This window comes from Streptomyces sp. NBC_01426 (assembly GCF_036231985.1).
Taxonomy (GTDB): Bacteria; Actinomycetota; Actinomycetes; order Streptomycetales; family Streptomycetaceae; genus Streptomyces.
The window spans coordinates 5599192-5618821 of record NZ_CP109500.1; the positions used below are offsets into that span (position 1 = coordinate 5599192).

A 19630-nucleotide genomic window follows, 5' to 3' on the forward strand; every position below is an offset into this window, starting at 1 on the left:
TGCCCCGGGGGGCTGCGTTGAACCGGAACACATGGCGCTGGCTGGCCGCCTACGCCGCCTCACTGATCGGCGACGCGATCTACTTCCTCGCCCTCGGCTGGACCGCCGCGCACGTGGCCGGCCCGGCCGAGGTCGGGCTGGTCATGGCGGCCGGTGCCGTCCCGAGGGCCCTGCTCATGCTGGGCGGCGGGGTGGTCGCCGACCGTTTCGGGCCCCGGCTCGTGGTCGTCTCCTCCGACGCCGTGCGCTGCGCGGTCATCCTCGCGCTCGCCCTGATCGTCGCGCTCGCCTCACCGGGGCTGTGGGTCCTGGTGACGGTGGCCCTCGTCTTCGGGGCCGTGGACGCGCTGTTCATGCCGGCGGTCGGCGCGCTGCCGCCCCGCATCGCCGGCCCCGGGCAACTGGTGCGGGTCCAGGGGCTGCGCAGCCTCGCCGAACGCGTCGGGCACACCGCGGGGCCGCCGGTGGCGGGCCTCGCGATCGGCCTGGGCGGGGTGGGGGCCGCCTTCGGCGTGGCCGCCGCGCTGTTCGGGCTCTCCCTGGTGCTGCTGCTGGCCGTACGGATCGCCCCCGCGGTGCGGGACTCCGAGGACTCCGCGGCGGGGCAGACCCCCTGGCGGCAGTTGCTGTCCGGGCTCGCCTACATCCGGCGGCACCCGGTGATCGGCCCGCTGACGGTGTCCGGCGCCCTGAGCCAGCTCGGCACCTCCGCCCCGCTCACCCTGGGACTGATCCTGCTGGCCGAGGAACGGGGCTGGGGCGCCGGCGGGGTCGGCTGGATCATCGGTGCCTTCGGGGCCGGCGCGGCGTCCAGCGCCCTGGTCCTGACCCTGGTGCCCCGGTTCCCCCGCGCGGGGGCGGTGCAGAACCTCACCCTGATCGTCGGCTCGGCCGGCATCGGCAGCGTCGCCCTGGCCCCCGGCCTGCCCACCGCGGTCGTCGTCTCGCTGGTGACCGGCCTGGTCTGCGGCATCTGCGGAGGCCTGGCCGTCGCCCTGATCCAGACCTCCACCGACCCCGCGTACCTGGGCCGGGTCAGCTCGGTCATGGCCTTCACGGCGGTGGGCCTGGCCCCGCTGTCCTACCCCGTCTTCGGCCTGGCGGTGGACCTGTGGGGCATCACCCCGGTGTTCCTGGCCGGCGGCCTGCTGAGCATGGCGGGAGCGGTGGTCGGGACCTCGGCCCGGGAGGTCCGCCGGGCGGAACTCGCCTTCGCCTGACCACCGCCCGGGCCCCGTGCCGACCCGGCGGCCCCGCACAGGCTCCCGCGCGCTACAGGCCCAGCTGCGCCGTCGTCAGCTTCGCGACGGCCTCCGCCGGGCCGTCCAGCTCCACCGCCGCCGAGGACTGGCGGCCGAAGCAGAACAGCGTGAGTTCGCCCGGCTCGCCCGTGACCGTGACCACCGGGGTGCCCTTGTGCGCCACCGTCGTCTGGCCGTTCGGGCGGCGCAGGACCAGCCCCACCGGGGAGCGGCGGCCCGTCAGCCGGGCCAGCTTCTCCAGGCGGGACCACAGGGAGTCCGAGAACACGGGGTCCAGCGCCCGCGGCGACCAGTCGGGCTGGGCCCGCCGGACGTCCTCCGCGTGGACGTAGAACTCCACCGCGTTGGCCGCCTCGTCGATCTGCTTCAGGGAGTAGAGGGACATCCTCGGCGGGCCGGTACGGATCAACTGGATCAGTTCCTCGTACGGCTTGGCCTTGTACTCCTCCATCACCTTGTCCAGCCGGGTCTTCAGCACGTCCAGCAGGAGACCGCCCGCCGCGTCCGGGCGGCGCTCGCGGACGACCACGTGCGCCGCGAGTTCCCGGGCGCGCCAGCCGTCGCACAGTGTCGGCGCCTCCGGCCCCGCCGACTCCAACAGGTCGGCCAGGAGCAGTCGTTCACGCTTCGCATGGGTAGACATGCGGGCCAGCCTACGGCCGCGACCCGCCGCGCGCCCGCCCATCAGGTGGACGGCGCTCCGTGATCGTCGCCTCCGCCCGGCACAATGGCCTCATGAGTACGACCTCCCTCGACCCCGCCATCGCCGCTCGTCTCAAGCGCTCCGCGGACGGTCTGGTTCCGGCCATCGCCCAGCAGTACGACACCGGTGAGGTGCTCATGCTCGGCTGGATGGACGACGAGGCCCTGCACCGGACGCTGACCACCGGGCGCTGCACGTACTGGTCCCGCAGCCGCCGGGAGTACTGGGTCAAGGGAGACACCTCCGGCCACTTCCAGCACGTGAAGTCCGTCGCCCTCGACTGCGACGCCGACACCCTGCTCGTGAAGGTCGACCAGGTCGGGGCCGCCTGTCACACCGGCGCCCGTACGTGCTTCGACGCCGATGTCCTTCTCAGCGACGCCGAATAGGTAGGTCCCACGTCATGGATCTTGAGACGTTCCGCAAGCTCGCGGTCGACCGCCGCGTCATCCCCGTCAGCCGCAAGCTGCTGGCCGACGGCGACACGCCCGTGGGTCTCTACCGCAAGCTGGCCGCCGAACGCCCCGGAACCTTCCTCCTGGAGTCCGCCGAGAACGGCCGCTCCTGGTCCCGCTACTCCTTCGTCGGCGTCCGCAGCGACTCCACCCTCACCGTCCGCGACGGCCGGGCCCACTGGATCGGCACCCCTCCCGTCGGCGTCCCCACGGACGGCGACCCGCTGGAGGCCCTGCGCGCCACCGTCGAGGCCCTGCACACCCCCCGCGACATCGCCGGCGGCATGCCGCCCTTCACCGGCGGCATGGTCGGCTACCTGGGCTACGACATCGTGCGCCGCCTGGAGCGCATCGGCGAGCACACCGAGGACGACCTGAAGCTCCCCGAGCTGACCATGCTGCTCACCTCCGACCTGGCCGTCATGGACCACTGGGACGGCACGGTCCAGCTCATCGCCAACGCCATCAACCACAACCACCTCGACACCGGCGTGGACGAGGCGTACGCGAACGCGGTCGCCCGGCTCGACGCCATGGAGGCCGACCTCGCGCGGCCCGCCCCGTACGTACCCACCCCGCTGCCCGCCTCCGAGCTGCCGGAGTACTCCGCCCTGTGGGGCGGCGAGAAGTACCAGGCGGCCGTGGAGGACGTGAAGGAGCGCATCCGGGCCGGCGAGGCCTTCCAGGTGGTGCCCTCGCAGCGGTTCGAGACGCCCTGCGAGGCCTCCGCGCTCGACGTCTACCGGGTGCTGCGGGCCACCAACCCGTCCCCGTACATGTACCTCTTCCGCTTCGAGAACGGCTTCGACGTCGTCGGGTCCAGCCCCGAGGCGCTGGTCAAGGTCGAGGACGGCCGGGCCATGGTCCACCCCATCGCCGGCACCCGGCACCGCGGGGCCACCCCGCAGCGGGACAACGACCTCGCCGAAGAGCTGATGGCGGACCCCAAGGAACGCGCCGAGCACCTGATGCTCGTCGACCTCGGCCGCAACGACCTGGGCCGGGTCTGCGCCCCGGGATCGGTGGAGGTCGTCGACTTCATGTCGATCGAGCGCTACTCCCACGTGATGCACATCGTCTCCACCGTCACCGGCCGGCTCGCCGAGGGCAAGACCGCCTTCGACGTGCTCACCGCCTGTTTCCCCGCCGGCACCCTCTCGGGCGCGCCCAAGCCGCGCGCCATGCAGATCATCGAGGAACTGGAACCCTCCCGCCGCGGGCTGTACGGCGGGTGCGTCGGCTACCTCGACTTCGCCGGGGACTCCGACACGGCCATCGCCATCCGCACGGCGCTGCTGCGCGACGGGACGGCGTACGTCCAGGCCGGCGCCGGGGTCGTGGCGGATTCGGTGCCCGAGCTGGAGGACCTCGAATGCCGCAACAAGGCCGCCGCGGTACTGCGCGCGGTGGGAGCGGCGAACCGCCTCCACCGCGGTTGAGGGCGTAGGGGATAGTGGGGTGCGTGAGTGCCGTACCCCCGCCCCGAAACGATGCCGCCGCCCCCGTGACCGAAGAGGTCCCGCCGGGCCCCGAGAGCGGCGCCGGCCGCCGCAGCGTGGCCGTCGCCCTGCTGCTCGGCGCGCTCGGCGCCACCGTCGTCCTGCTCGCCTCCGGCCGCGTCTGGGCCCAGGGCCGGGCGGCCGTCGGCGGTGGTTCGCTGCCGCTGAGCGCCGACGGGCGGGCCGTCACCGGCCTGCCCGCCGCCCTGGCCATCGTCGCCCTCGCCGCCCTGGTCGCGGTCTTCGCCGTCCGCGGCAGGAGCCGGCGGCTGGTGTCCGCGCTGCTCGCGCTGAGCGGCCTGGGCGCCGCCCTGGCGGCCGTGTTCGCCGCCGACGACCACCGTGCCCTGGACGAACAGGCCGCCAGGACCACCGCGGACACCGCGGCGCAGGTGGTCGGGCTCACCCATACGGCGTGGCCGTACGTCACCGCCGCCGGCGGGGTCCTGATCCTGCTGGCCGGCCTCCTGGCCCTGCGCTTCGGCCGGAGTTGGCCCGCGATGGGCGGCCGCTACGAACGCGACGGCAGCCCCCGCACCCGTACTCCCGCGCCCGTGGACCCGGACCGGCCCGAGGACCTGTGGAAGGCTCTGGACCGAGGCGAGGACCCCACCCGCTGACGGGACCCCCCGTGAGCGGGCGCCGCGCGCGGTGCGGGACAATGGGCACCGAGCGTTCGACACAGCACGTGACGTGCGACAGAGCAACGAGGAGCAACTCATGGCGGGCACGAGCCACGGACACACCCCGGCCGCCTGGACCGGTGTCATCATCGCCTTCATCGGTTTCTGCGTCTCCGGCGCCTTCATGGTGCTCGCGAACCCGCTCGGGTTCTACGCCGGCCTGGTCGTCGTCGTCCTCGGCGGTGTCGTCGGAATGGCGATGAAGGCCGCCGGCATGGGCGCTCCGAAGGCCGCCCACAAGGACCTCGCCGAGGTCATCGCCGCCTCCAAGGTCCCCGCGGGCGTCTGACGCACGAGGACCGGAAGGAGCGGAAGGCGCGGCCCTGTCGGGCTGCGCCTTTTGTCATGACCGGAGAGAATCGGCGCGTGGACGCCTCCCGCACCCCTCCTGCCCCGCACCCGGCCCCCGGGCCCCCGGCCCCCGCGTACCCCCCGCCCGCCCCGGCGCGGGCCTCCCGGGCGCGGAACCTGGCCGTCCCCGTCCTCACCCTGGCCGGGGTCGCGGCCGCCTTCGCGTACGTGGGCGCGGTCGACCCCAACGAACCCGGGCACTACCCGGTCTGCCCGCTGCTTCGACTCACCGGCATCCTGTGCCCGGGCTGCGGCGGGCTGCGCAGTGCCCACGCCTTCGCGCGGGGCGACCTGCTCACCGCCCTCGGCGCGAACGCGGCGGCGGTCGTCGGCTACGCCCTGTTCGCGGCGTTCACCGCCGTCTGGCTGGCGCGGGCCTGGCGCGGCGCCCCGGCCCCGCGGGTCGCCCTGAAACCGGCGTACTGGTGGGTTTTCGGTGCTCTCATGCTGACTTTCGCGATTGTCCGCAATCTTCCCTTCGGGTCGGCCCTGGCCCCCTGAGGCCCGGGCGAGCGCCGGAGGAAGCCCGCATTCCGACTGTCCAGTCCCTGGGAAACGGCGATGTCCGTGCGGAGGCCGCGGCGACCTGCGGATACCATTTGAGTGCTGACCTTGCAGTGATACGTGTCTGCAAGGCGGCCGACCGTCATCGACCCGGAAGGGGGCCGCTCGCGTGAGTGTGCTCGACGAGATCATCGAAGGGGTCCGCGAAGACCTTGCCGAACGGCAGGCCCGCGTGAGCCTCGACGAGCTCAAGGAGCGTGCCGCCAAGGCGCCCCAGGCCAAGGACGGTGTCGCGGCCCTGCGCGGCGACAGCGTCAAGGTGATCTGCGAGGTCAAGCGCTCCAGCCCCTCCAAGGGCGCGCTGGCCGCGATCGCCGACCCGGCCGCGCTCGCCGCCGACTACGAGGCGGGCGGTGCGGCGGTCATCTCCGTCCTCACCGAGGAGCGCCGTTTCGGCGGCTCGCTGGCCGACCTGGAGGCCGTCCGCGCCCGCGTGGACATCCCGATCCTGCGCAAGGACTTCATCGTCACGGCGTACCAGCTCTGGGAGGCCCGCGCCTACGGCGCCGACCTCGCCCTGCTGATCGTCGCGGCCCTGGAACAGGAGGCCCTGGTCTCCCTCATCGAGCGCGCCCAGACCATCGGTCTGACCCCGCTCGTCGAGGTCCACGACGAGGACGAGGTCGAGCGCGCCGTCGCCGCCGGAGCCAAGATCATCGGCGTCAACGCGCGCAACCTCAAGGACCTCAAGGTCGACCGCTCCACCTTCGAGCGCGTCGTCCAGGAGATCCCCGACCACATCGTGAAGATCGCCGAGTCCGGCATCCGCGGACCGCACGACCTGATCGCCTACGCCAACGAGGGCGCTGATGCCGTCCTCGTCGGGGAGTCCCTGGTCACCGGACGCGACCCGAAGGCGGCCGTGGCCGACCTCGTCGCCGCCGGCGCCCACCCCGCCCTGCGCCACGGGCGGAGCTGACCCCTCCGTGCCGCCCTTCCGCTCCTTCGTCCGCACCCGACCGGGCCCCGGCCCGGCCGCCGTGCCGACGACGCACGCGCCGCTGGCGCGCGGCTGCCGCCCCCGCGGCTGCCGCGCTCCGGCCCGGCGCGTGCACGGGCGACGGGTGCGCTACGTGATCGGCTCCGAGCCGGGCCAGGTCAACGGCATGCGATGGCGCGGCGCCTCGGCGCCGTAACGCAGACCACGCCCGTCCGGTACCCCGCGTACCCGCCGGGTGGTCCCGTACGGCCCGTCGTCCCGAGCCGCCGGCTCCGGGCGCGGGCCGCTCCGCCCGTGTCCTCCCCACCCCTCAGCGGGGTGCGCGTGGTGCGGGCAGGCGGCGCAATACGGTGAAGTCCTCCCGTCGCACCCCGTAGGAGTAGTGGCCATGTCCACCAGCTCGTTCTTCATCCCGGACCCCGAGGGTCACGTCCCCAACGCCGAGGGCTACTTCGGCGACTTCGGCGGCAAGTTCATCCCGGAGGCCCTCGTCGCCGCCGTGGACGAGGTCGCCGTCGAGTACGAGAAGGCCAAGGGCGACCCGGCCTTCGCGGCCGAGCTCGACGAGCTCATGGTCAACTACACCGGCCGGCCCAGCTCCCTCACCGAGGTGCGCCGGTTCGCCGAGCACGCGGGCGGCGCGCGGATCTTCCTCAAGCGCGAGGACCTCAACCACACCGGCTCGCACAAGATCAACAACGTGCTGGGTCAGGCGCTGCTCACCAAGCGCATGGGCAAGACCCGCGTCATCGCCGAGACCGGAGCCGGTCAGCACGGCGTGGCCACCGCCACCGCCTGCGCCCTCTTCGGCCTCGACTGCACCATCTACATGGGCGAGATCGACACCCAGCGCCAGGCCCTGAACGTGGCCCGGATGCGCATGCTGGGCGCCGAGGTCATCGCGGTGAAGTCCGGCTCCCGGACCCTCAAGGACGCCATCAACGAGGCCTTCCGCGACTGGGTCGCCAACGTCGACCGCACCCACTACCTCTTCGGCACGGTCGCCGGCCCCCACCCCTTCCCCGCGATGGTCCGCGACTTCCACCGGGTCATCGGCGTCGAGGCCCGCCGCCAGATCCTGGAACGCGTCGGACGACTGCCCGACGCCGTCGCGGCCTGCGTCGGCGGCGGCTCCAACGCCATCGGCCTGTTCCACGCCTTCATCCCCGACGCCGGCGTCCGCCTGGTCGGCTTCGAGCCCGCCGGACACGGCGTCGAGACCGGTGAGCACGCCGCCACGCTGACCGCGGGCGAGCCCGGCATCCTGCACGGCTCCCGCTCCTACGTCCTCCAGGACGAGGAGGGCCAGATCACCGAGCCGTACTCGATCTCGGCGGGTCTGGACTACCCGGGCATCGGCCCGGAGCACTCCTACCTCAAGGACACCGGCCGCGGCGAGTACCGGGCGGTCACCGACGACGCCGCGATGCAGGCCCTGCGCCTGCTCTCCCGCACGGAGGGCATCATCCCGGCGATCGAGTCCGCGCACGCCCTCGCGGGCGCCCTCGACCTGGGCCGGGAACTGGGCCCGGACGGTCTGATCGTCGTCAACCTGTCCGGTCGCGGCGACAAGGACATGGACACCGCCGCGCGGTACTTCGACCTGTACGACACCGACGGCGAAGTCGCCGAGAACGAGTTCTCCGAGGGGGACGACAAGTGAGCGCCACGCACGGCACCGGCAACATCGAACTGCTGACCGCGACCCTCGCGAAGGCGAAGTCCGAGGACCGTGCCGCCCTCGTCGCCTACCTCCCGGCCGGCTTCCCGACCGTCGACGGCGGCATCGAGGCCGTCAAGGCCGTCATCGCGGGCGGCGCGGACGTCGTCGAGATCGGCCTGCCGCACAGCGACCCCGTCCTGGACGGCCCGGTCATCCAGACCGCCGACGACATCGCGCTGCGCGGCGGAGTCAAGATCGCCGACGTGATGCGGACCGTGCGCGAGGCCCACGAGGCCACCGGGGTCCCGATCCTGGTGATGACGTACTGGAACCCCATCGACCGCTACGGCGTCGAGCGGTTCACCGCCGAGCTCGCCGCGGCGGGCGGCGCGGGCTGCATCCTGCCCGACCTGCCGGTCCAGGAGTCCGCGCTGTGGCGCGAGCACGCGGCGAAGCACGGTCTGGCGACCGTCTTCGTCGTGGCCCCCAGCAGCCGGGACGCCCGCCTGGCCACCATCACCGAGGCCGGCTCGGGCTTCGTCTACGCGGCCTCCCTGATGGGCGTCACCGGCACCCGCGAGTCCGTCGGCAACGAGGCCCAGGCCCTCGTCGAGCGGACCCGCGCCACCCCCGGCGCCCGCCGCGGCCTCCCGGTCTGCGTCGGCCTGGGCGTCTCCAACGCCGCGCAGGCGAAGGAGGTCGCCGCCTTCGCCGACGGGGTGATCGTCGGCTCGGCCTTCGTGAAGGTGCTGCTGGACGCGCCGGACCCGCAGAGCGGGCTCGCCGGGGTGCGGGCGCTGGCGGCCGAGCTTGCGGAAGGCGTACGCAGGTCCTGACGCCGGGCGGGCCCCGAGCGGGGTTCTGTAGCCCGATCGGGTGGAAGTGGGAGCGGGGAGGCACGAGAGTGCCTCCCCGCTTCGTTTGGCCGAACGTGAGCGACAAGAACGACGGTGCGAACCGCGATGCGACGAAACGATCGGCCCGGGAGCGACTCCTCGTGGAGCGCGAGCGGCAGAAGACCCGGGACAAGCGCCGGCGGACCCTGATCGTGTCGGCGGCGGTGGTCGGCGTACTCGGTCTGGCCGCCGTCGTCGGCCTGATCGCGGCCAACACCGGGAAATCGGGCGACTCCGCGAAGGGCCCGGTGGTCGCCCCGTCCGGGGCCGTGGGCAAGGACGCGCTCGCGATCCGGACGGGCAAGGACGCGGCCACGTCCACGCTGACCGTCTGGGAGGACTTCCGCTGCCCGGCCTGCAAGGCCTTCGAGGACAACTATCGGGCGACCGTCCACGAGCTGGAGGCGAAGGGGCAGCTCAAGGTCGACTACCACCTGGTCACGCTGATCGACGGGAACATGGGCGGCACCGGCTCCGTCAAGGCAGCCAACGCCGCCGCGTGCGCCCAGGACGCCGGGAAGTTCCCCGCGTACCACGACGTCCTCTTCCAGAACCAGCCCGAGGAGGTCGACGACGCCTACGGCAAGAACGCCAAGCTGCTGGAGCTGGCCGGGAAGGTGGAGGGGCTGGACACCCCCGAGTTCCGCGCCTGCGTCGAGAAGGGCACGCACAACGCCTGGGTCGGCACGTCGCAGGAGGCCTTCCGCGCCGGGAAGTTCCGGGGCACCCCGACGATCCTCCTCGACGGGAAGGACATCTTCGCCGACCAGGCGAATCCGCTGACCCCGCAGAAGCTGAAGGCGCAGGTGGAGGCCGCGGCGAAGGGCACCGGGTCGGCCGCCCCGAGCCCGAAGGCCTCCGGCACGGGCAAGAACGGGTCGAAGGCCTCGTCCTCGTCCTCTTCGTCCTCGTCCTCTTCTTCGTCCGGGCTGTCGTCCTCGAAGTCGACGGGGTCCTCTTCGACGGGGTCCTCCTCGAACGGGTCCTCGTCGAGGTCGGGCTCGACGGCGGGGAGCCAGGCCGGTTCCGGCGGTTCCGCTTCCGTCTCCCGGGGGGCCGGCGAGGACTGAGAGGCCTGCGGGGGAGGCGTGGCGTCCCTGTATCGATTCAGCCGAGGTTGCCGGGCGGGTTGCGGTCCGCACCGCCCGGCAGGGTAGCGTCGGTCCTGCCATGGAACTTGCCTATATCCCCAGCCCGTCGACCGGCGTGATCCATCTCGGACCGATCCCGCTCCGCGGCTACGCGTTCTGCATCATCATCGGCGTCTTCGTCGCCGTCTGGCTCGGCAACAGGCGCTGGGTCGCGCGCGGCGGAAAGCCGGGCACGGTCGCGGACATCGCCGTGTGGGCGGTGCCGTTCGGCCTTGTCGGCGGTCGCCTCTACCACGTCATCACCGACTACCAGCTCTACTTCGGCGAGGGCCGCAACTGGGTCGACGCCTTCAAGATCTGGGAAGGCGGCCTCGGCATCTGGGGCGCGATCGCGCTGGGCGCCGTGGGCGCCTGGATCGGCTGTCGACTCCGCGGCATCCCGCTGCCGGCCTGGGCCGACGCCCTGGCCCCCGGCATCGCGCTGGCCCAGGCCTTCGGACGCTGGGGCAACTGGTTCAACCAGGAGCTCTACGGCCGCGCCACCGACCTGCCGTGGGCGGTGAAGATCAGCGAGGGCCCGAACCGGGTCGCCGGGACCTATCACCCCACGTTCCTGTACGAGTCCCTGTGGTGCATCGGCGTCGCCGCGCTGGTGATCTGGGCCGACCGTCGCTTCAAGTTGGGACACGGCCGGGCCTTCGCCCTGTACGTCGCCGCCTACTGCGTCGGCCGCAGCTGGATCGAGTACATGCGCGTCGACGAGGCGCACCACATCCTCGGCCTGCGGCTGAACGTCTGGACCTCGATCGTGGTCTTCGTGCTGGCCGTGGTCTACCTGGTGCTGTCCGCGAAGCTGCGGCCGGGCCGCGAGGAGGTCGTCGAGCCGGACCGCGGTCCCGCGGCCGGGGACGCGAAGACCCCGACCGACGCCGCGGACGCCGACGCGGAGGACGCCGACGCGCAGGCGAAGGGCGAGGCCGGGGACAAGCCCGGGGACAAGGCGCCGAGCCTGGTCAAGGCCGAGGACGCGCCGAAGGACACCGAGCCGAAGGACGCCGGGCGGGCGGACGCGGAGTCGGCCCCCGGCACGGCTTCCGAGACGGCCTCCGAGGCCAAGAAGGTCTGACCGGTCCGGACCGAGGGTCCGTGATCAACGGAGAAGGGTGCCGCGCGAGGCGCGGCACCCTTCTCCGTTGACGAGGACCTTGACGTCCTAGACCCGGTCGCCGCGGCGGGAGAGGGTCAGGGTGCGGTGGGCCGCCGCGACCACGGCCGGGTCCACGAACCTGCCGTCGGGGAGGGCCAGCGCGCCCGGAGTGGCCCGGGCCGCGGTGACGATCTCCTCGGCGGCGCTGACCTCTTCGGGGCCGGGCACGTAGGCCCGTTCGATCACCGGGAGCTGGCGCGGGTGGATCGCGGCGCGCCCGAGGAACCCGAGGGCCCGGCCGCGCGCGCAGGAGACGGCCAGCGCCTCCAGGTTCCGGATGTCGGGGAACACCGACTGCGCGGGCGCCACCAGTCCCGCGGCCCGCGCCGCGACCACCACGCGTGAGCGCGGCCAGTCCAGGCCCGCCTCGGCGCTGACGTTCAGGTCGGCCCGGAGGTCCGCCTCGCCGAGGGAGAGCCCGTGCAGGGCCGGGTGGGCGCGGGCGATCTCGTACGCCCGCTCCACGCCCAGGGCCGATTCCAGCAGCGCGTACAGGGCCACGCCGCCGGTGCGGTTCGCGACGGCGGTGATCTGCTCGGGGGCGGCGATCTTCGGCAGCCGAAGCGCCGACAGCCCCCGGAGCCCGGTCAGGGCGCTGAGGTCGGCGCCGGCCCAGGGCGAGTCCAGGGCGTTGACCCGGACCTGCACGGGCACCGGCGGCCGGTCGGCGAGCAGTTCGGCCGTCGCGGCCCGCGCGTACTCCTTGCGGGAGGCCGAGACCCCGTCCTCCAGGTCGACGATGACGGAGTCGGCCCCCGAGTGCAGGGCCTTCCAGACCACCTCGGGGCGGTCGCCGGGAGCGTACAGCCATGTCAGGATCACAGGACTCCGTCCTTCGCGAGTGCGGTGATCTCGGCCTCGGTCAGGCCGAGTTCGGTGAGGACGGCCTCGGTGTCCGCGCCGTGGGGGCGGCCCGCCCAGCGGATGGCACCGGGGGTGCCGGACAGCCGGAAGAGCACGTTCTGCATGCGGAGCGGCCCGAGTTCCGGGTCCTCCACCTCGGTGATCGTGTCGAGCGCGGCGTACTGCGGGTCGGCCATCACGTCCCGTACGTCGTAGACCGGCGCGACCGCCGCCTGGGCGTCCTCGAACACGGCGATCACTTCCTCCGCCTTGTACCGGGCGATCCAACCGCCGACCGCCTCGTCGAGCACCTGCGCGTGGGCGGCCCGGCCGGAGCCCGTCGCGAACCAGGGCTCCGCGATCAACTCCGGTCGACCGACCAGCCGCATCACGCGCTCCGCGATGGACTGCGCCGAGGTGGACACGGCCAGCCACCGCCCGTCCGCGCTGCGGTAGGTGTTGCGGGGCGCGTTGTTCGTGGAGCGGTTGCCCGTGCGCGGCTGTACGAAACCGAGCTGGTCGTACCAGAGCGGGTGCGGGCCCAGCACCGTCAGGATCGGCTCGATGATGGCCAGGTCCACCACCTGCCCCTGCCCGGTGCGGTCCCGGCCGGCCAACGCCGTCATCACGGCGTACGCGGTGGTCAGCGCGGCGACGGAGTCGGCGAGCCCGAACGGGGGCAGGGTCGGGGGACCGTCCGGGTCCCCGGTGATCGCGGCGAAGCCGCTCATGGCCTCGGCGAGGGTGCCGAAGCCGGGGCGGTGGGCGTACGGGCCGTGCTGGCCGAAGGCGGTCACGCGGGCCAGCACCAGCCGCGGGTTGGCGGCGGACAGCTCCGGCCAGCCCAGGCCCCACTTCTCCAGGGTTCCGGGGCGGAAGTTCTCGATGATCACGTCGGCGCCGGCGGCGAGGCGCAGCAGGGTGTCCCGACCGCCGGGGGTGGACAGGTCGAGGGTCATCGTCCGCTTGTTCCGCCCGAGCAGCTTCCACCAGAGGCCGACCCCGTCCTTGGCGGGACCGTGCCCGCGCGAGGGATCGGGGCGGACCGGGTGCTCGACCTTGACGACCTCCGCGCCGAAGTCCCCGAGCAGGGTGGCCGCCAGCGGGCCGGCGAAGAGGGTGGCGAGGTCCAGGACGCGCAGCCCGGCGAGGGGACCGGCGGCCCGGCCGGCGTCCCGCTTGGGGCCCGGGATGGGGCCCGGGGTGGTGGCGGGCGTGGGCGTGGGCGTGGGCGTGGGCATGGGCGGGGGCATGGGCGGGGGCGCGGAGTGGGGGGTCCGGGTCACGAGGCGCTCCCGGTGGTTCGGCCGGCCGTCGCGGCGGTCCCGTTGCCGGGCTCGGGGCCGGGGCCGGGGGCGGTGTCGGGCGCGGTCGCGGCGAAGGCGTCGGTCTCGGACCGGGTCGGCATCGAGTCCTGGGCGCCGGGCCGTTGCACGGACAGCGCGGCCGCCGCCGAGGCCCAGCGCAGCGCCTCGGGCATCGGGCGGCCCTCCCCGACGGCCACGGCGAGAGCCCCGACGAAGGTGTCGCCGGCGGCGGTGGTGTCCACCGCCCGGACCCGGATCGCCGGCAGGGCCAGCGGCTCGCGCCCCCGCGCGGCGAACAGCACCCCGGCCCCACCCAGGGTGATCACCACCTGCGGCACGCTGCGCAGGAGCGCCTCGGCGGCCCGGTGCGGGTCGGTGAGCCCGGTGAGGGCCGCCGCCTCGTGCTCGTTGGGCACCAGGAGGTCGGTGGCGTCGAGGAGTTCGGCGGGCAGGGGCCGGGCGGGCGCCGGAGTGAGGATCGTACGGACGCCGTGGGCGCGGGCGGCGCGGGCGCCGGCGATCACGGCCTCCAGGGGGAGTTCGAGTTGCAGGAGCAGGGAGTCGGCGGAGCCGATCCGGGAGTCGTCGCCCGCCTCCAGCCCGGTGACGCGGGCGTTGGCGCCGGGGATGACGACGATGCTGTTCGCGCCCTCGTCGTCGACGGTGATGTGGGCGGTGCCGCTGGCCCCCTCCACCGTGCGCAGGGCGGCCGTCTCCACGCCGGCCGCGGCGAGCGCGGAGCGCAACCGTACGCCGAACTCGTCCGCGCCGACCGCGCCGATCATCACCACCTCGCCGCCGAGGCGGGCGGCGGCCACGGCCTGGTTGGCGCCCTTTCCGCCGGGGACCGTGTGGAACGCGCGGCCGGTGACGGTCTCCCCGAGGCGAGGCGCCTTGGAGACGTAGGCGACGAGATCCATGTTCGTACTGCCGAGCACGGCGATGGCCGTCATGAGCGGGCTGCCTCCTGAGCGGTGAGGTGGGCGAGGGTGTCGAAGCCGACGCCGTCGAAACCGGGCACGCTGGTGGCGAGACGGTTGCCCAGCGGCGCGGTCCAACGTCGCGGGAGCCGCTCGGGCGATCCGGCGAGGAGCCCGGCGAGGGAGCCGGCGGTGGCGCCGTTGGAATCGGTGTCCCAGCCGCCGGACACGGCGTTGCAGACGGACCGGGTGAAGTCGCCGTCGGCGTGGGTGAGCGCCGCCGCGATCAGGGCCGTGTTCGGGACGGCGTGGACCCAGTGGTGGTGGTCGTGGCGGGCGTGGAGGGCGTCCACGACCCGGTCGAAGTCGCGGTGCCGGCCCGCCGCGTCGATGCCGAAGCGGACGGCGTCGGCGAGGCGCGAACGGGGCGGTACGACGGCCAGCCCGGCCCGCAGCGCGCCGTGCACGTCACACCGGCCGCCGGCCGCCTCGGCGATCGCGGCGGCGGTGAAGAGCGCCGCGTAGACGCCGTTGCCGGTGTGGGTGAGGGCGGCGTCCCGGTGGGCCTGGGCGGCGGCGGCCACCGGGTCGCCGGGGTTGGTCCAGCCGTGGACGTCGGCCCGGATGAGGGCGCCGATCCACTCGCGGAACGGATTGTGGTGGGTGGCGCACGCCGGGGGCTCCAGGCCCTGGAGGAGGTTGCGGTAGGCGACGCGCTCGGCGGTGAAGGTCCGGCCGGCGGGGAGTTCGTCGAGCCAGAGCCGCGCGACGTCGGCGGTGGTGAACGACTTGCCGTGGCGCTGGAGCAGCAGCAGGTTCAGCAGGGGGTAGTTGAGGTCGTCGTCCTCGGGCATGCCGTCGATGTTCTCGGCGAGGGAGGTCGGGGCGGACCTGCGGTTCCAGAGATGCGCGGCCAGCAGCTCCGGCGGGACGCCGCGGGCGGTGAACCAGTCGGACAGCGGCCAGTTGCCGGTGGCGCGGGCGAGGGCCCGGATCCCGTCCAGGGGGAGCTTCTCGACGGGCTTGCCGAGCAGGCACCCGACGGCCCGGCCGAGCCAGGCGGCCTCCAGCCGGGCCACGTGGGGGCGGGGCGACGACGGCGACGGCGACGCCGCGGTGCGGTCGATGCGGGCGCCGGGCCCGGGCTCGGGCGGGGGCGGGGGCGGGGGCCGGTCGGCGGGGCGGGTCGGCGGGGGAGCCGGCGGCCAGGTGGAGCGGATGGCGGCCCAGCTCTCCGGCTCGTCGACGGCCAGCGGCGAGGGCAGGGCGGCGAGTTCGGCCAGCAGACGACCGGCGAGGGCGCGGAGCTCCGGCGGCGCCGGGGTGGCCGAGGCGCCGGCGCGCACCGGGGCCACGCTGCCCCCCGCGGCGAGCCAGGCGCGCAGCAGCGGCCGCGCCTCGCGCCCGTCCTCCGCCGCCTGACGGAACTCGTGCCCGACCAGGTCCTCCGGCTGGACCCAGGTCAGGCGCACCGCGCTCGCCGCGGGCCCGGTCACCGCGGCGTCGCGATCTCGGCGAAGGCCGCCTCGTGGGCGCGGCGCCGCTCCCGGTCGCGGTCGAAGACCTCCCGGGCCACCGCCGTCAACGCGGCCGCCGGCGCGTGCAGGTCCAGCCGGCTGGCCTCCGCCACCTGCTTCGCCCAGCCGGCGGGGACCACGGCCTCGCCGCCGAGGGCGCCGGCGATCGCCCCGGCCATGGTGGCGATGGAGTCGCAGTCCCGCCCGTAGTTGACCGCCCCGAGGACGGACGCCTCGTACGCCCCGCCGGCCACCAGCAACATGCCCAGCGCGACGGGGAGTTCCTCGATCGAGTGCAGCCGTGAGGGCCGCCGCGCGCCGAGCGAGGGCTCGCGGTAGTCCGGGCCCACCGAGTCGTACGGGGCCACCGCCGTCCGCAGCGGGACCAGCGCCGACTCGAAGTCCCGGTGACGCGCGGCGACTTCGCACACCGCCGCGATGGCCTCCCGGGTACCGTCCTTCGCCAGCGACAGGGCCGTCCCGACGACCGAGGCCGCCGTCGCGCCCGGTACGCACGCCGCCGCCACCGCGGCGGCGAACACGCCCGCCGCCTCCCTGCCGTACGAGGACTGGTGCGCGCCCGCGACGTCCAGCGCCTCCGCGTACGCGGCCGCCGGATGGCCCGCGTTGACCAGCCCGACCGGGGCCATGTACATCGCGGCGCCACAGTTGACGATGTTGCCGGTGCCTGCCTCGCGGGGGTCCGCGTGGGCGTAGTGGAGCCGGGTCACGATCCACTTCTCGGCCAGGAAGATCCGCTGGAGGGGCAGGGCCTCGGCTTCGAGTTCCGGGATCCAGCGGGGGTTCGTCATGAGGTCCGGGACGAGGTGGTCGGCGACCGCGTACGCGTCCAGGTGGTCCCGCACGCTCTCGTAGACCCGGACCAGCGCGTGCGTCATCAGGGTGTCGTCGGTGACGTGCCCGTCGCCCTTGTGGTACGGCGCGATGGGGCGGGCGGTGCGCCAGTCCTCGTACCAGGGGCCGACGATGCCGTGCACCCGGCCGCCGTGCCGTTCGACGATCCGGTCCGGGGACCAGCCCTCCACCGGACCTCCCAGGGCGTCGCCGACGGCGGCGCCGATCAGGGAGCCGGCCACTCGGTCGTCGAGCGAGAGGGGAGCGTGCGTCATGTCCGAATCATCCCTTGGGCGTTGGGGTTTTTGGGGGAGGTGAGCTCCGTACGGGTGAGGAGCGCGGCGAGTTCGACGAGATCGGTGCCGGCCAGGCGGGGCAGCGCGCAGCCGGACAGGGTGCGGCAGGCCTCGCGCCAGGCGGGCGGGAGGGAGTCGCCGCCCCCGAGGGCGCCGGCGAGGGCGCCGGCCAGGGCGGGCGCGGAGTCGGCGACGCGGGAGAGGCAGGCGGCCGCCGGGACGGCCTCGGAGACCTTGCCGCGGGCCGCGGTGGCCAGGGCGAGGGCGACCGGGACGGTTTCGGCGGCGGCGATGCCGTAGCTGTACACGTGGTCGACGATCTGGTGTTCCAGCAGCGGGACGATGGCGAAGGCGCCTCCGTCCGGATCGGCGCGGGCGAGCTTGACGGCGTGGCGGGCGTTGCGGCCGATCTCGGTGGAGGCGGGCAACTGGGCGAGCGCGGCGTCCACGGCGGCGTCGGTGTCCGCGCCGCCGAGGGCGGTGGCGATGGCGGCGGCCATGGCGCGGGCGCCGTGCACCCCGTCGCCGTCCTGGGTGTACCGGGCGTCGAACTCCGCGAGGTCGGCCGCGGCGCGGGGGTCCCCGGGATGGACGACGGCCAGGACGCAGGCGCGGACGCAGGCGGCGTCGTCGAAGTAGTGCGGGTTGTCGTGCCCCGTGGCGGGCGGGCGCAGACCGGCGGCGAGGTTGCCGAGGCCGGCGCGGACGGAGATCCGGGCGCGCAGGGGCAGTACGGCCGACTCGACCTCGGGGGCGCGCTCGGCCGCCGCCGCGACCTCGGAGGCCAGGGCGTTCCACGCCAGGTCGATGGCGGCGCGCATCCGGCGGGACCGGCTGAGGTCGCTGAGCAGCACCCCGGCGGCCGTCAGCACGGACTCGGCGGCGAAGGCGGCCCACTCGGCGTCGTCGGACGGGCCCAGGCGCAGCGGCTCCGGGGGCTGGTTGAGGGCGATCGGGACGGGGAGGGTGGTGGTGGCGTTCTGCTCGGCGAAGGTGTCGAGTTCGCGGGTGAGGCGGCGGGTCCACTCGGGCATCCGGCTGGCCCGGTGCCGGGCGGCGGGCCAGCCGGCCGCGTCGCCCGCGGCGAGACCGAGGAGGAGCCCCTCGATACGGCGCGGCCCGCTCGGCCCCGCCGTGACGGAGGCGGTCCCCGCCGCGGCGGGGAAAGGGGCGGGGAAAGGGGCGGTGAGGGCGGCGGTGCGCGGCCCGGGGGGCGGCACCTCGGCCGGGGGCTGCCCGCCGCCCCGGGGGCCCCGGCCCGCGACCGCACCCGGCGTGGGCGGCCCCCATGGCCCCGCGGGCGAAGCCGCGGCGCCCGGGGCGGGGACGGGAACGAGAACGGGAACGAGGGCGGGGAGGGGAACGAGAACGGGCGCGGAGACGGGGGCGACGGCGAGGGCGGGGGCCGGCGGCGTGGCCTCGGCGGGCCGGTCCGGCGCGGGCGGGCCGACGCAGGGGCGGGGGAGGTCCGGTTCCGCGGGGGAGGGGGGCGTCGGGCCGGAGCCGGGCGTCCCGGTGGGCTCGGCCGAGTCCGGGGTGGAGGGGGAAGGGCTCATCGGGGGGTCTCGGCTTCCGGGGTGAGGAGGTCCGCGATGTCCAGGACGTGGTAGCCCCGCATCGAGGGGAGGCAGCTGCCCCGGACCGGGCCGATCGCCGCCGCCCAGTCGGCGGGGATGGAGCGGATGCCGGACATGGCGCCGGCCAGGGCGCCCGCCACGGCGGCCGTGGTGTCGGCGTCCCGGCCCATGTTCACGGCCGTCAGGACGGAGCCGGGGAAGTCACCGCGGCAGGCGGCGAAGGCCCCGAACGCCAGCCCCACCGCCTCGGGGGCCAGGTCCGTCCACGGGTAGCCGCCGATGACCACCGCGGAGCGCACCGCCCGTTCGCCGCGCGGGGCGGCGGTGACGGCCCGGCGCAGGGAGCGGGCCGTCCAGGAGTCGGACGGGATGACGGACAGGGCCGCCGAGACCACGGAGGCGGGCGAGCCGCCGGCCATGGCCGCCGCGACGCCCGCGGCGACGGCCTGGCCGCCGTAGATGCCCTCCCCGTCGTGGCTCACGGAGCCGTCGATGGCCACCAGCCGGGCGGCCTCGGCGGGCCGGCCCGCGGCGAAGACGCCGAACGGGGCGGCCCGCATGGCCAGCCCGTCCGACCAGGCGTGGCGGTGCTGCGCCGAGATGGGGGCCGCGAGCCCCCGGCGGAGGTTCTCCAGCGTGCCGCGTTCGGAGAAGCCGGCTCCCCGGAACGGGCCCTCGTCCAGGTCGGCGATCCAGTGGTGCCACGCCCGTTCGACGTGGGCCACGGTCAGTGCGGAGCCGTGCCGGGCCAGCAACAGGCCCGAGAAGATCGCGTACTCGGTGTCGTCCGTGCCCGCCGGGTCCTCGGACACGAAGCCCTCGATCCGACCCCACTTCGCCCGGATCTGCGAAGGCTTCATGTTCTCCGCCGGGGCTCCCAGCGCGTCACCCACCGCGAGCCCCAGAAGAGCGCCCCTGGCTCGTTCGAGGAGGACCTGCGGATTGCATGCAATCAGCTCCATGGCGCGCCTCTCCACTTGATGGGACTCATGATGAGCCCT

At 74.6% G+C, this 19630-nt stretch carries 19 protein-coding genes and 1 pseudogene; 12 read left to right on the plus strand and 8 right to left on the minus strand.

Annotated features, from left to right (window positions below; all coding sequences use genetic code 11):
- Window positions 1-17: 17 nt before the first annotated feature.
- Window positions 18-1220 (plus strand): MFS transporter, encoded by a 1203-nt coding sequence (locus tag OG906_RS24865; RefSeq protein ID WP_329445872.1) that lies wholly within the window; start codon window positions 18-20, stop codon window positions 1218-1220.
- 52 nt (window positions 1221-1272) lie between these two features.
- On the opposite strand, the gene OG906_RS24870 is transcribed toward OG906_RS24865, so the two are convergent.
- Window positions 1273-1905, minus strand: coding sequence for a TIGR03085 family metal-binding protein (locus OG906_RS24870; RefSeq protein WP_267800840.1), 633 nt, complete (start codon window positions 1903-1905; stop codon window positions 1273-1275).
- 92 nt (window positions 1906-1997) lie between these two features.
- Between OG906_RS24870 and hisI the strand changes: the two genes are divergently transcribed.
- From hisI to lgt, 11 genes and pseudogenes are all read left to right on the plus strand, one after another.
- Window positions 1998-2354, plus strand: coding sequence for a phosphoribosyl-AMP cyclohydrolase (hisI, locus tag OG906_RS24875; RefSeq protein ID WP_267800838.1), 357 nt, complete (start codon window positions 1998-2000; stop codon window positions 2352-2354).
- 14 nt (window positions 2355-2368) lie between these two features.
- On the plus strand, window positions 2369-3859 hold the full coding sequence (locus OG906_RS24880; protein WP_329445874.1) for an anthranilate synthase component I: 1491 nt from the start codon (window positions 2369-2371) through the stop codon (window positions 3857-3859).
- Window positions 3860-3873: 14 nt separating this feature from the next.
- Entirely contained in the window at window positions 3874-4539 is a 666-nt protein-coding gene (locus OG906_RS24885) for a TIGR02234 family membrane protein (RefSeq protein WP_385644061.1), read from the plus strand.
- A gap of 100 nt (window positions 4540-4639) precedes the next feature.
- The gene (locus OG906_RS24890; RefSeq protein WP_267800883.1) at window positions 4640-4891 is read left to right on the plus strand and encodes an HGxxPAAW family protein; all 252 of its coding nucleotides are present in this window, start codon (window positions 4640-4642) and stop codon (window positions 4889-4891) included.
- Between the two features lie 56 nt (window positions 4892-4947).
- Window positions 4948-5454 (plus strand): DUF2752 domain-containing protein, encoded by a 507-nt coding sequence (locus OG906_RS24895; RefSeq protein ID WP_329445876.1) that lies wholly within the window; start codon window positions 4948-4950, stop codon window positions 5452-5454.
- A 172-nt stretch (window positions 5455-5626) separates the two neighbouring features.
- Window positions 5627-6436, plus strand: a complete 810-nt coding sequence (gene trpC / locus OG906_RS24900; RefSeq protein ID WP_329445878.1) for an indole-3-glycerol phosphate synthase TrpC — start codon at window positions 5627-5629, stop codon at window positions 6434-6436.
- 7 nt (window positions 6437-6443) lie between these two features.
- A complete protein-coding gene (gene trpM / locus OG906_RS24905) occupies window positions 6444-6653 on the plus strand; it encodes a tryptophan biosynthesis modulator TrpM (protein ID WP_053682200.1) in 210 nt (69 codons plus the stop codon).
- A gap of 192 nt (window positions 6654-6845) precedes the next feature.
- Entirely contained in the window at window positions 6846-8120 is a 1275-nt protein-coding gene (gene trpB / locus OG906_RS24910; RefSeq protein WP_329445880.1) for a tryptophan synthase subunit beta, read from the plus strand.
- A complete protein-coding gene (trpA, locus tag OG906_RS24915) occupies window positions 8117-8956 on the plus strand; it encodes a tryptophan synthase subunit alpha (protein ID WP_329445882.1) in 840 nt (279 codons plus the stop codon). Before trpB ends, trpA begins: the two co-directional genes overlap by 4 nt.
- 95 nt (window positions 8957-9051) lie before the next feature.
- A pseudogene (locus OG906_RS24920) lies at window positions 9052-9843 on the plus strand (DsbA family protein); the annotation flags it as partial.
- A 343-nt stretch (window positions 9844-10186) separates the two neighbouring features.
- Complete coding sequence (lgt, locus tag OG906_RS24925) at window positions 10187-11233, plus strand: prolipoprotein diacylglyceryl transferase (protein ID WP_443067415.1); 1047 nt, start codon at window positions 10187-10189, stop codon at window positions 11231-11233.
- 87 nt (window positions 11234-11320) lie between these two features.
- On the opposite strand, the gene OG906_RS24930 is transcribed toward lgt, so the two are convergent.
- From OG906_RS24930 to OG906_RS24960, 7 genes are read right to left on the minus strand one after another with little or no spacing between them, the layout of a single operon-like run.
- On the minus strand, window positions 11321-12136 hold the full coding sequence (locus OG906_RS24930; protein WP_267800828.1) for an HpcH/HpaI aldolase/citrate lyase family protein: 816 nt from the start codon (window positions 12134-12136) through the stop codon (window positions 11321-11323).
- Entirely contained in the window at window positions 12133-13398 is a 1266-nt protein-coding gene (locus tag OG906_RS24935) for a CaiB/BaiF CoA transferase family protein (RefSeq protein ID WP_329445886.1), read from the minus strand. The genes OG906_RS24930 and OG906_RS24935 overlap by 4 nt, the downstream gene beginning before the upstream one ends.
- 41 nt (window positions 13399-13439) lie before the next feature.
- Complete coding sequence (gene rbsK, locus OG906_RS24940; protein WP_329445887.1) at window positions 13440-14417, minus strand: ribokinase; 978 nt, start codon at window positions 14415-14417, stop codon at window positions 13440-13442.
- Entirely contained in the window at window positions 14414-15880 is a 1467-nt protein-coding gene (locus tag OG906_RS24945) for an ADP-ribosylglycohydrolase family protein (RefSeq protein ID WP_329445889.1), read from the minus strand. Before OG906_RS24945 ends, rbsK begins: the two co-directional genes overlap by 4 nt.
- Window positions 15877-17031: an ADP-ribosylglycohydrolase family protein gene (locus OG906_RS24950; RefSeq protein ID WP_329445891.1), complete on the minus strand. Its 1155-nt coding sequence runs from the start codon at window positions 17029-17031 to the stop codon at window positions 15877-15879. Before OG906_RS24950 ends, OG906_RS24945 begins: the two co-directional genes overlap by 4 nt.
- Entirely contained in the window at window positions 17028-18608 is a 1581-nt protein-coding gene (locus tag OG906_RS24955; protein WP_329445893.1) for an ADP-ribosylglycohydrolase family protein, read from the minus strand. Before OG906_RS24955 ends, OG906_RS24950 begins: the two co-directional genes overlap by 4 nt.
- On the minus strand, window positions 18605-19591 hold the full coding sequence (locus OG906_RS24960) for an ADP-ribosylglycohydrolase family protein (RefSeq protein ID WP_329445895.1): 987 nt from the start codon (window positions 19589-19591) through the stop codon (window positions 18605-18607). The genes OG906_RS24955 and OG906_RS24960 overlap by 4 nt, the downstream gene beginning before the upstream one ends.
- Between the last annotated feature and the right edge of the window lie 39 nt (window positions 19592-19630).

Coding starts and splice junctions, on each gene's coding strand:
- OG906_RS24870 (WP_267800840.1), bottom strand. CDS start 1,905: ATGTCTACCCATGCGAAGCGTGAACGACTGCTCCTGGCCGACCTGTTG.
- hisI (WP_267800838.1), top strand. CDS start 1,998: ATGAGTACGACCTCCCTCGACCCCGCCATCGCCGCTCGTCTCAAGCGC.
- OG906_RS24880 (WP_329445874.1), top strand. CDS start 2,369: ATGGATCTTGAGACGTTCCGCAAGCTCGCGGTCGACCGCCGCGTCATC.
- OG906_RS24890 (WP_267800883.1), top strand. CDS start 4,640: ATGGCGGGCACGAGCCACGGACACACCCCGGCCGCCTGGACCGGTGTC.
- OG906_RS24895 (WP_329445876.1), top strand. CDS start 4,948: ATGACCGGAGAGAATCGGCGCGTGGACGCCTCCCGCACCCCTCCTGCC.
- trpB (WP_329445880.1), top strand. CDS start 6,846: ATGTCCACCAGCTCGTTCTTCATCCCGGACCCCGAGGGTCACGTCCCC.
- lgt (WP_443067415.1), top strand. CDS start 10,187: ATGGAACTTGCCTATATCCCCAGCCCGTCGACCGGCGTGATCCATCTC.
- OG906_RS24935 (WP_329445886.1), bottom strand. CDS start 13,398: ATGCCCACGCCCACGCCCACGCCCACGCCCGCCACCACCCCGGGCCCC.
- rbsK (WP_329445887.1), bottom strand. CDS start 14,417: ATGACGGCCATCGCCGTGCTCGGCAGTACGAACATGGATCTCGTCGCC.
- OG906_RS24950 (WP_329445891.1), bottom strand. CDS start 17,031: ATGACGCACGCTCCCCTCTCGCTCGACGACCGAGTGGCCGGCTCCCTG.
- OG906_RS24955 (WP_329445893.1), bottom strand. CDS start 18,608: ATGAGCCCTTCCCCCTCCACCCCGGACTCGGCCGAGCCCACCGGGACG.
- OG906_RS24960 (WP_329445895.1), bottom strand. CDS start 19,591: ATGGAGCTGATTGCATGCAATCCGCAGGTCCTCCTCGAACGAGCCAGG.